Source organism: Kitasatospora sp. NPDC057512 (assembly GCF_042802135.1).
GTDB lineage: Bacteria > Actinomycetota > Actinomycetes > Streptomycetales > Streptomycetaceae > Kitasatospora.
In genome coordinates, this window is the sequence record NZ_JBHVET010000202.1 from 1 (window position 1) to 11,877 (window position 11,877).

The 11,877-nt window shown below is 77.3% G+C and carries 2 protein-coding genes; both read right to left on the reverse strand.

Annotated elements, in window-relative coordinates; translation table 11 throughout:
• Nucleotides 1-10,140: amino acid adenylation domain-containing protein (locus tag ACFU6K_RS15870; RefSeq protein WP_380663471.1), on the reverse strand; the 10,140-nt coding region annotated here is incomplete at its 3' end.
• Between the two features lie 13 nt (nt 10,141-10,153).
• Nucleotides 10,154-11,877 (reverse strand): amino acid adenylation domain-containing protein (locus tag ACFU6K_RS15875; protein WP_380663472.1); only part of this gene is annotated, 1,724 nt, incomplete at its 5' end.

An 11,877-nucleotide genomic window follows, 5' to 3' on the forward strand; every position in this document is an offset into this window, starting at 1 on the left:
GTCCAGCACGTAGGCGGTGACGCCCCGACCGGGCCGGCCGATGACCGGGCGCTCGGGGTGGTCGGCGCAGCGGGCGTAGGCGGCGTCGACGGTGCACTCGGTGGGCCCGTACAGGTTGTAGACGGTGACGCCGAGTGCGGCCCGGGCGGCGGCCAGTTCCCGCCAGGTGGCGGCGGGGATCGCCTCGCCGCCGAGCTGGAGCAGCCGGGGGTGGTGCGGGGCGGGGCCGAACAGTCCGGCGGCGGTGAGCTCGCGCAGGTAGGAGGGGGTGACGTTGACGACGTCGAGCCGCTGCTCGACGATCCTGGCGCAGAACGCCTGCGGGTCCAGCCGGACGTCCTCGTCGATCAGGTGGAGCTCCTGGCCGCAGACCAGCAGCAGCGGGCCCTCCCAGCTGGTGTCGAAGGAGAGGGAGGCGCTGAGGGCGACCTTCAGCCGCGCGCCGTCGGCGGTGTGCGGGGCGAGCATCCCCTCCCGGTGGTCGCGGCAGAGGTTGACCAGCTGGCGGTGCTCGACGACCACGCCCTTGGGGCGGCCGGTGGAGCCGGAGGTGTGGATCAGGTAGGCGGCGTGCCCGGGCAGCAGCGGGGCGGTCCGCTCGGCGTCGGTCAGGTCGTGGCCGGGCAGGGCGTCCCAGGGCACCTCGCGCAGGGCCCGCTCGGTCAGCACCGTGCGCGGCCGGGTGTCCGCCAGCAGCAGGGCGGCCCGCTCCTCGGGCAGGTCCGGGTCGACGAACTGGAGGACGGCCCCGGCCTTGAGCACCGCGAACAGCGCCACCACCAGGTCGGAGGTGCGCGGCAGCCGGACGGCGACCACCTGCTCCGGGCCGGCGCCGAGGGCCGTCAGGTGGCGGGCGAGCCGGTTGGCCCGGGCGTTGAGGGCGGCGTAGTCCAGCGTGGCGTCCCGGGCGACCAGCGCGGTGGCGTCCGGGGTGCGGGCGGCCTGCTCCTCGAACAGGGCGGTGAAGGTGGTGTCCGGCCCGGGCAGCGGCTCGCCCCGGCCCTGGCGCAGCACCTGCGCCCGCTCCTCCCCGCTCATCAGCGGCAGCTCGCCGACGGCCGTCCCGGGCGCCTCGGCGACGGCCGCCAGCAGGGTGGTCAGCCGGTCGGCCAGCTGCTCGGCGGTCCCCGCGTCGAACAGCCCGGTGCTGTACTCCAGGTAGCCGGTCAGGCCGCCGTCGTGCTCGGCGAAGTCGAAGGAGAGGTCGAAGGCGGCGCTGCGGACCGGCGGGGTGACGGCTTCCACCGTCAGGCCGGGCAGCGGGGGCGCCTCGGCGCCGAGGTTGTGCAGCGCCACCATCACCTGGAACAGCGGGGTGCGGCTGGTGTCGCGCTCCGGCTGGAGGGCGTCCACCAGCCGTTCGAAGGGCACCTCCTGGTGGGCCAGGGCGTCCAGCACGGTGCGCCGGGCGGCGGTCAGCAGCTCGTGGAAGGGCAGTTCGGGGCGGACCTCGCCGCGCAGCACCAGGGTGTTGACGAACATGCCGACCACGTCGTGGAGTTCGCCCTGTTCGCGGCCGGAGGTGACGGTGCCGACGGCGATGTCGCGCTGCCCGGTCCAGCGGGCCAGCAGCACCTGGCAGGCGGCCAGCAGGACGGTGTAGAGGGTGCCGTCGGCCTCCCGGCCGCGCTCGCGCAGCCGGGCGGTCAGCTCGGCGGGCAGCGTGAAGGTCGTCAGCGCGCCCTCCCGGGTGCGCACCGCCGGGCGCGGCCGGTCGGTGGGCAGCTCCAACGGGGCCAGGCCGTCCAGGGCCCGGCGCCAGTGGTCGAGGTCGGCCTCGGCGGCGGCGGTGCGGCCGCGCTGCCAGGCCGCGTAGTCGGTGTACCGGACGGGCAGCGCGGGCAGCCGCGGGCTGCGCCGTTCGAGGGCGGCGGCGTACAGCTCGCCGAGGTCGCGGCCGAGCACGCCCATCGACCAGCCGTCGGTGGCGATGTGGTGCACCGCCAGGGCGAGGACGTGCTCCTCGGCGGCCGTCCGGGCCAGGTGGGCGCGGAGCACGGGGCCCTCGGCGAGGTCGAAGGGGGCGGCGGCGATCCGCTCCAGGTGGGCGTCCAGCTCCGCCGCCGGGACGGACTCGCAGGGCAGCTCGACGGGGTGCGGCGGGCGCACCACCTGCCGGGCCCGGCCGTCCCGTTCGGCGTACGTGGTGCGCAGCGCCTCGTGCCGTTCGACCAGGGCGTCCAGGGCGGCGCCCAGGGCGGCCCGGTCGAGGGGGCCGCGCAGCCGCAGCACGGACAGCGAGGTGTACTCGGTGCTGCCGGGCTCGAAGCGGTCGAGGAACCAGAGCCGCTGCTGGGCGTAGGAGAGCGGCGTCTCGGCCGCCGGGTCGGCGGCGGGGATGACGGCCGGTGCGGCGCCGGGGCGGGGCGCGCCGAGCGCCTCGGCCAGGTCGGCGAGCACGGGATGGGTGAACAGCAGCCGGGGCGAGAGGTCGGCGGCGCCGAAGGCGGCGCGCAGCCGGGCGGTGACCCGTACGGCGAGGATGGAGTCCCCGCCGAGGGCGAAGAAGTCGTCCTCGGCGCCGACCGCGCCGGTGTCCAGCACCTCCGCCCAGGCCTCGGCGACCAGCCGCTCGGCGGGGGTGCGGGGCGCGGTGCGTTCGCGGCCGGCGGCGAAGCCGTCCGGGCCGGGCACCGGCAGGGCGCGCCGGTCCAGCTTGCCGTTGGGGGTGAGCGGCAGGGCGGCCAGCGGGACGTAGGCGGCGGGCACCAGGTAGGCGGGCAGCAGGCGTTCCAGGTGGGCGCGCAGCTCGGCGGCGCCCGGCGGCCGGGCCGGGTCCTCCCCGACGAGGTGGGCGACCAGCCGGCGGGTGCCGGCGTCGTCCTGGTGAACGCCGACGGTGGCCAGGGCGACGCCCGGGTGGGTCTGGAGGGCGGCCTCGATCTCGCCGGGTTCGATCCGGTAGCCGCGGATCTTGACCTGCTGGTCGGCGCGGCCCAGGTAGCGCAGGGTGCCGTCGGCCTGCCAGCGGGCCCGGTCGCCGGTGCGGTACATCCGGGTGCCGGGGGCGCCGAAGGGGTCGGCGAGGAAGCGGCCGGCGGTCAGGCCGGGGCGGTTGAGGTAGCCGCGGGCCAGGCCCTCGCCGGCCACGTACAGTTCGCCGACCGCGCCCGGGGGCACCGGGGCGAGGTCGCCGTCGAGCACGTACAGCCGCAGGTCGGCGATGCCGGTGCCGATCGGGCCGGGGCCGCCGGCGGTGGCGGTCGCCCGGTCCAGCGCGGTGTGGGTGACGTGCACGGTGGTCTCGGTGATGCCGTACATGTTCACCAGGCGCGGCGCGTCCTCGGGGTGGCGCCGGTACCAGTCGGCGAGCCGGGTGACGTCCAGCGCCTCGCCGCCGAAGACCACCGTGCGCAGCGCCAACCGGGCCGAGACGTCCGGGAGTTCGGCGTCGGCGCGGGCCAGCTGGTGGAACGCGGACGGGGTCTGGTTGAGGACGGTGACCCGCTCCTCGGCGAGCAGCCGCAGGAAGTCCTCCGGGGAGCGGGCGGTGTCCTCGGGCACCACGACGAGCCGGCCGCCGTGCAGCAGCGGGCCCCACAGCTCCCAGACCGAGAAGTCGAAGGTGTAGGAGTGGAAGAGCGTCCAGACGTCCTCGGCGCCGAAGCCCAGCAGCTCCCGGGTCTGCTCGAACAGCCGCACCACGTTGGCGTGCGGCACCACGACGCCCTTGGGGCGGCCGGTGGAGCCGGAGGTGTAGATCGCGTAGGCGGGGCTGTCGGGCAGCGGGCGGTGGCCTGCGCCGAGCGGGGCGGCCGGGCGGCGGGCCAGGTCGGCGCGGACCTCGGGGTCGGCCAGGGCGAGGACGGGCACCTCGATGCCGGTCGGATCCGCCGGGGGCTCCAGGGTCACCAGGGCCACCGGGGCGGCGTCGCGCAGCAGTTCGGCGCGGCGTTCGGCGGGCAGGCCCGGGTCGAGCGGCAGGTAGGCCGCGCCGGTCTTGAGGACGGCGAGGACGGCCACCACCAGCTCGGCGGTGCGGGGCAGCGCCAGGGCGACGTACCGCTCGGGGGCGGCGCCGAACCCGGCCAGCCGGTGGGCGAGCCGGGAGGCCCGGGCGTCCAGCTCGGCGTAGTCGAGGCGCTCCTGACCGCAGGTGACGGCCTCGGCCCGCGGGGTGCGGGCGGCCCGCTCCTCGAACAGGTCGACCAGGGTGTGCCCGGGCCGGCCCTGCGCGGTGCCGTTCCAGTCGACCAGCAGCCGGTGCCGCTCCTCCTCGGTGGTCCAGGCCAGCGCGCGCAGCGGGCGGTCCAGCCCGGCGGCCAGCTCGGTGAGCAGCAGGCGCAGCCGCCCGGCGAGGACGTCCACCGTCGCGGTGTCGAACAGCTCCGGGTCGTAGGCGAGGTCGAAGCCGACCTGCCCGCCCTGGTAGGCGCGCAGCACCAGCGGGAAGCTGGTGGCGTCCCGGGAGGAGACCTCGGCCAGGCGCACCCCGGTGCCGGCGGCGCGGGCGTCGTCGAAGGGGTAGTTCTCGAAGGCGACGATGCTGTCGAACAGCGCGCTGCCGGACGGGACGTCGCTGAAGCCGGTGAGTTCGGCGAGCGAGACCGCCGAGTGCCGGCGGGCCTCGGCCTGGTCCGCCTGGAGCTCCCGCAGCCAGTCGGCGGCGGTGCGGTCGCCGTCCACCCGGACCCGGGTGGGCAGGGTGTTGATGAACATGCCGATCATCGACTCGACGCCGGGCAGCTCCTCGGGCCGGCCGGAGACGGTGGTGCCGAACAGCACGTCCGGCTCGCCGCTGTAGCGGGACAGCAGCAGCGCCCAGGCGCCCTGCACCACGGTGCCGAGGGTCAGCCCGGACTGCCGGGCGGTGCGGGCGAGTTGCTCGGAGACCTGCTCGGACAGGGCGGCGCTGAGGCTGCCCGCCGAGCGGGCCCGGTGGGCCTCGCGCCGCGACCGGTCGGCGGGCAGCGGGGTGGCGGTGGCGAAGCCGTCCAGGACGGACCGCCAGTGCGCCCGGGCGGCCCCGGCGTCCTGCCCGGCCAGCCAGTGCACGTAGTCGGCGAAGGGCCGGCGCACCGCCGGGGCGGAGGCGCCGCCGGTGGCGAGCGCCGCGTACTCGGCGAACACGTCGGTGAGCACCTGGGCGAGGCTCCACCCGTCCAGGACCAGGTGGTGGGAGGTCCACAGCAGCTGGACCCGGGCCTCGGGCAGCTGGACCAGGGTGAGCCGGGTGAGCGGGGCGGTGGCGATGTCCAGGCCGAGGGCGAGGTCCTCGGCCTTCAGGCGCTCCAGCCGTTCGGCGCGCTCGGCCGGGTCGACGGCCCGCAGGTCCAGGTGGGTCACCGGCAGCCGGACGCCCCGGCGCACCACCTGGAGCGGGGCGGGCACGCCCTCCCAGACCACCGAGGTGCGCAGCGCGGGCGTGCGGTCGGCGACCCGCTGCCAGGCCCGGGCGAGGAGGAGCGGCTCGGCGACGCCCTCCAGCAGCAGGGCGGCCTGGTCCAGGTAGACGTCGTCCTCGCCGCCGACCAGGCGGTGGAAGAGCATGCCCTCCTGGAGCGGGGTGAGCGGCAGCAGGTCGGTCACGTCCCGGCCGTCGCCGACCAGCCGGTCCAGCGCGGCCTGGTCCAGGCCGGCCAGCGGGAAGTCGGAGGGGGTGCGGCCGCCGGCGCCGGGGCTCGCGCAGTGCTCGACGATGCCGGTGAGCGCGGCGGCGGTGGCCTCGGCCAGGGCCCGGACGGTCTCCTCCCGGTGCACCTGGTCGCTGTAGTGCCAGGTGAGTTCCAGCTCGCCGTCGGCGACCACGGCGGAGACGTCGAGCAGGTGGTCCAGCGGCTCGTCGGGGGCGAGGTCGCGGCCGGGGGCCTGCCCGGCGGGGGCGAAGTCGCCGCCCTCGGGGGCGGTCCACTGACCGTGGTAGTTGAAGCAGACCTGCGGCAGCGGGCGGTCCCGCAGGGCGGCGGCCGAGCCGAGCCGGGCGAGGGCCTCGTAGCCCAGCCCCCGGCGGGGCACGGCGCGCAGCCGCTCCTTGACCCGCTTGAGGGTGGCGGCCCAGCCCGGGTCCTCCGGCAGGTCCAGGGTGACGGGGTACCGGGTGGTGAACCAGCCGACGGTGCGGGAGAGGTCGAGGCCGTCGAAGAGGTCCTCGCGGCCGTGGCCCTCCAGGGCGACGGAGACCCGCCCGGTGCCGGTCCAGTCGGCGAGGGCCCGGCCCAGCGCGCTGAGCAGGACGTCGTTGACCTGGGTCCGGTAGGCCTCGGGGACCTTCCGCAGCAGCGCCTCGGTGGTGGCCCGGTCGAGCCGGGTGCGCAGGGTGCGCACCGAGCCGGTGGTGGGGGTGCCGGGCAGGTCGACGGGCAGCGGCTCGGCGGGGGCGGCGGTCTCGGCGGTCCAGTACGGCAGGTCCGCGTCCAGGCCGCCGGTGCGGACCAGGTCGGCGAGGCGGTGGGCCCAGTCGGTGAAGGCGGTGCGCTCGGGCACCGGGTCGGGAGCGTGGCCCGCGGCGGCCTGCCGGTAGGCCTGCGCCAGGTCGGCGAGCAGGACCCGCCAGGAGACGCTGTCGACGGCCAGGTGGTGGGCGGCCAGGAGGAGTTGGGGCCGGGCGCCGTCGGCGGGCCGGAACAGCACCGCGCGCAGCAGCGCCCCGGTGGCCGGGTCCAGCTCGGCGCGGGCGGCCTCGGCGGCCGCCTCCCGGTCCGAAACCGGGTTCCCTGCCGGGTCCGCGGCCGGGTCGAGGGCGGTCAGCAGCGCTCCGGCGTCCGCGACCGGCTCCTGGCGCCAGCCGTCCCCGGTACGGGTGAAGCGGGTGCGCAGCGCCGGGTGGGCGGCCACCAGCGCGCCCAGCGCCCGTTCCAGCGCGGCTTCGTCCAGCCCGTACGGCAGGTCGAGCAGCATCGACATGGTGAAGTGCCGCAGCGGGCCGTGGGCGGCGAGGAACCAGTCCTGGACGGGGGTCAGCGGGGCCGGCCCGTCCTGGTGGCGCGGCGCCGGGGCGGCCGGCGGCTCGGCGGTGCGGGCCGCGGCGGCCAGGTCGGCGACGGTCTGGTGGCGGAAGACGTCCTGGGAGCCGATCCGCAGTCCCAACGCGCGGGCCCGGGAGACGGCCTGGATGCTCAGGATCGAATCGCCGCCGAGTTCGAAGAAGTTGTCGGTGACGCCGACCCTGGGCACGCCCAGCACCTCGGCCCAGATGGTCGCGAGGGTCTCCTCCTCGGGGGTGCGCGGGGCGATGAACTCCCCTTCCCGGCCGTCGTTTTCGGGGGCGGGCAGGGCGCGGCGGTCGAGCTTGCCGCTGGTGCCGAGCGGCAGGGTGTCGAGCACGGTGAAGGAGGACGGCACCAGGTGGTCGGGCAGCACCCGGCGCAGGGCGGCGCGCAGTTCGGCGGCGGGGCGGGCAACGCCCTCGGCGAAGACCAGGTAGGCGGCCAGCCGGTTGTGGCCGTGGGCGTCGGGCACGGCGACCACGGCGGCGGCGCGGACCTCGGGCAGCTCCAGCAGGGCCGCCTCGATCTCGCCGGGTTCGATCCGGTGGCCGCGCACCTTGACCTGGTCGTCGGCGCGGCCGAGGTACTCCAGGCGCCCGTCGGCCGTCCAGCGGGCCAGGTCGCCGGTGCGGTACATCCGGGTGCCGGGCGGGCCGTACGGGTCGGCGGTGAAGCGGGCGGCGGTCAGGCCGGGGCGGCCGGCGTAGCCGCGGGCGAGCTGCTCGCCGGCCAGGTGGAGCTCGCCGCTGACCCCGGGCGGCACCGGCTGGAGCCGGGCGTCCAGGACGTAGGCGCGGACGTTGGGCAGCGGGCGGCCGATCAGCGGCCGGTCCCCGCCGTCGATCCGGCAGGCGAGCGCGTCGACGGTGCACTCGGTGGGGCCGTAGTAGTTGTAGGCGGCCGTCTCCGGGCGGGCGGCGAGCTCGCGCCAGAGCCGGGGGGCGACCGCCTCGCCGCCGAGCATCAGCACCCGGGGGCGGTGGCGGGGGTCGTCGAGCAGCCCGGCGGGCAGCAGTTGGCGCAGGTAGGAGGGGGTGAGGTCGAGGAAGTCGATCCGGTGGCGGACGACGTACTCGACCAGGGCGGCCGGGTCCATCCGGGTGGTCTCGTCGACCAGGTGCAGCGGGTGGCCGTCGGCCAGCAGCAGCAGGCCCTCCAGCGAGGTGTCGAAGGAGAAGGAGGCGGTCAGCGCGACGTTCAGCGGGCCGCCGCCGGCGTCGGCGACGAAGCCGGCCCGGTGGGCGGCGAGCAGGTGGGCCAGGGCGCGGTGCGGGACGGTGACGCCCTTGGGGCGGCCGGTGGAGCCGGAGGTGTAGAGCACGTACGCGGTCGCCCCGAGGTCCGGCGCGGGGAGGGTGGCGTCGGCCGGGTCGTTGCCCGTCAGTTCGCGCAGGACGTCCTCGTCCAGCAGCAGGGTCGGCTGGGCGTCCGCCAGCAGGTAGCTGACCCGCTCCCGGGGCAGCGCCGGGTCGATCGGCAGGTAGCCGGCGCCGGCCTTCCAGACCGCGAGGACGGCGACCACCAGGTCGGCGGTGCGCGGCAGCCGCAGCGCGACCAGCCCTTCGGGGCCGGCGCCGGTGGCGACCAGTTGGCGGGCGAGCTGTTCGGCGCGGGCGTCCAGCGTGGCGTAGTCCAGCCGCTCCTCCCCCGCGACCAGCGCCAGGGCGTGCGGGGTCCGTTCGGCCCGGCGCCGGAGCAGCTCCGGCAGGCCGACGGGCTCGACGAGCAGCGCGGTGGCGTTCCAGTCCCGGGTGACCCGCTCGGTCTCCCGGGCGGAGAGCAGCGGCAGGGTGGCGAGCGGGCGGTCCGGTTCGGCGGCGGCGCCCTCCAGCAGGCGCAGCAGCTGCTCGGCCATCCGGCCGGCGGTGGGCGCGTCGAAGAGGTCGGCGCGGTACTCCAGGACGCCGGTGAGCGCCTCGCCGTCGGGGACGAACTCCACGCTGAGGTCGAAGGTGGCGGCCTGCCGGGGCACGGTGACCGGGGCGGTGGCGAGTCCGGGCCGGTCCCCGGCGGTGGGCGGGGCGGGGTGCAGCAGCACCAGGACGTCGAACAGCGGGTTGCGGCCGGCCTCGCGGGGCGCGCCGACCGCCTCGACGATCCGCTCGAAGGGCGTGTCGCCGTGCGCGAGGGCGTCGTTGCCGGTCTCGGTGGCGGCGGCGAGCAGCTCGCGGAAGGAGGCCTCGGGCGCCACCCGGGTGCGCAGCACCACCGTGTTGACGAAGCAGCCGACGGCCCGTTCCAGCTCGGTGCGGGTCCGCCCGGCCATCAGGGTGCCGACGGTGACGTCCTGCTGGCCGGACCAGCGGGCGAGCAGCGCCTGGGTGCCGGCCACCAGCGCGGTGTTGAGGGTGCCCTGCCGTTCGGCCGCGAGGGCGCGCAGCCGGGCGGTGAGCGGCGCAGGGACGGTGAAGGTGTGCAGGCCGCCGGGGCCGGCCTCCTCGCCGCGCCGCGGGTGGTCCAGCGGCAGGTCGGACGGCACGGCGCCGGCCAGCTTCTGCCGCCAGTGGGCGAGCTGCCGCTCCAGCCGGTCGCCGGAGAGCTGCTCGCGCTGCCAGGCCGCGAAGTCCGGGTACTGGGCGGCGACTTCGGGCAGTGCGGGGTCGGCGCCGCGGGCCAGGGCGTCGTAGGCGGTGCACAGCTCGTCCAGGACGACGCCCATCGACCAGCCGTCGGTGACGATGTGGTGGGCGGTCAGCTGCAGGACGTGGGCCCGCGGCGACTCGGCGACCAGCAGGGCGCGCAGCAGCGGCCCCTGTTCGAGGTCGAAGGGCCGGGAGTACTCCTGGAGCAGGACGGCGTCCAGGCTCTCGCCCGGGGCCGGCTCGCGGACCGGCAGCTCCACCGGCCCGGCCTCCCGGACGGTCGGCACCGGTCGGCCGTCGCTCTCCGCGAAGGTGGTGCGCAGCGCCTCGTGGCGCGCCACCACGGCGGTCAGCGCCGCGGCGAGCGCGGCGCGGTCCAGCCCGCCGGTGAAGCGCAGGGCGACGGCGCTGTTGTAGCGCGGGTCCCCGGGGCGCAGCCGGTCGAGGAACCAGAGCCGCTGCTGGACGAAGGAGGGCGGCAGCGGACGGCCGCGGTCGGCGCGCGGGATGACCCGCTCGGCGGCGGCCCCATCGCCGCCGGACCGGCCGGCCAGCCGCCGGCGCAGGGCCTCGCGCAGGTCGGCGGGCAGGGCCGCGGCGCGGTCCCGCTTCGAAGGCGTCGAAGGCGTCATGGTCGTCGGGTCCTCACCGTTCGTCATCGTCGGGGCTGCCGGGGGCGGCGGGTTCGTCGGGGCCGTCCAGCGCGGCGGCTTCGAGTTCGCTGAGCACCAGGTCCTCCACCAGGTCGGCCAGGGCGGCCACGGTGCGGGAGACCAGCACGTCGCGGGGGGTGAGCGTGACGCCGAAGGCGTCGTTGGCCCGGGAGGCGATCAGCAGGGCGCGCATGGAGTCGCCGCCCAGCTGGAAGAAGTCGTCGGTGGCGCCGACGGCGGTGCGCAGGGCCTCGGCCCAGATCTCCGCCACCGCCTCCTCGGTGGGGGTGCGGGGGGCCACCCGTCCGGCCGGCTCGGCCTCGGCCGGGTCGGGGGCGGGCAGGGCGGCGCGGTCGGTCTTGCCGCTCGCGGTGAGCGGGAAGCGCTCCAGCACGGCGAAGGCCGTGGGGACCATGGGGCCGGGCAGGGCGCGGGCGGCCAGGGCGCGCAGTTCGGCGGCGGTCGGCGGTTCGGTGCCGGGGGCGGCCAGCAGGTGGGCGACCAGCCGGGGCAGTCCGGGCTCGTCCTCCCGGATGCTCACCACCGCGTCCAGGACGGCCGGGTGGCGGGCCAGCACGGCCTCCACCTCGCCGGCCTCGATCCGGTGGCCGCGCAGCTTGAGCTGGTGGTCGGTGCGGCCCAGGTAGTGCAGTTCGCCGTGGCGGTCGCGGCGCACCAGGTCGCCGGTGCGGTACATCCGGCCGCCGGGCGGCCCGTACGGGTCGGCGGTGAAGCGGGCGGCGGTCAGCCCGGGGCGGCCGAGGTAGCCGCGGGCCAGGGCCGGTCCGCTCAGCCACAGTTCGCCGGGGACGCCGTCGGGCACCGGCCGCAGCCGGGCGTCCAGGACGTACGCGCCGGTGCCGGGCAGCGGGCGGCCGATCGGCGGGGCGGCGCCGTCGGCGGTGAGCGGCGCGGACCAGGTGGCGACCACGGTGGCCTCGGTGGGGCCGTAGGAGTTGACCATCCGGTGGTGCGGGGCCCAGCGGGCGACCAGGTCGGCGCCGCAGGCCTCGGCGCCGACGATCAGGGTCTTCAGTGCGGGCAGGCTGCCGGGGGTGTCGGCCGGCAGGGTGGCGAGGGCGGCGGGCGGCAGCAGGGTGTGGGTGATCCGCTCCGCCCGGAGCAGTTCGGCCAGCCGGGCGCCGAGCAGCGGTCCGGGCTCGGGCACCACCAGCCGGGCGCCGTGCGGCAGGGCCAGGCACAGTTCCAGCACCGAGGCGTCGAAGCTGGGGGTGGCGAAGGCCAGCACCCGGTCCCCCGGGGCGACTTCGTAGTGCGCGGCCTCGGCGGCGGCGAAGGCGGCGAGGCCGCGGTGGGTGACCACGACGCCCTTGGGGGTGCCGGTGGAGCCGGAGGTGAAGATGACGTAGGCGGGGTCGTCCGGGTCGAGCGGGCGGGTGCGGTCGGCGTCGGTGGGGCGGTGGCCGGGGGCGCCGTCGGGGTCGGCGGCGAGCAGCTCGGCGACCTCCTTGGCGTCCAGGGTCAGCGCGGGCGCCGCGTCGCGCAGCATCGCCCCGATCCGCTCCTCGGGGTAGTGCGGGTCGACGGGCAGGAAGGCGGCGCCGGTCTTCGCCACCGCCAGTTCGGCGAGCACGGTGTCCGCCGAGCGGGGCAGCAGCAGGGCGACGGTCTCCCCGGGGCCGGCGCCGCGCGCGATCAGCCGGTGGGCGAGGCGGTTGGCGTGCGCCTCGGCCTCGGCGTAGGTCAGTTCCAGGC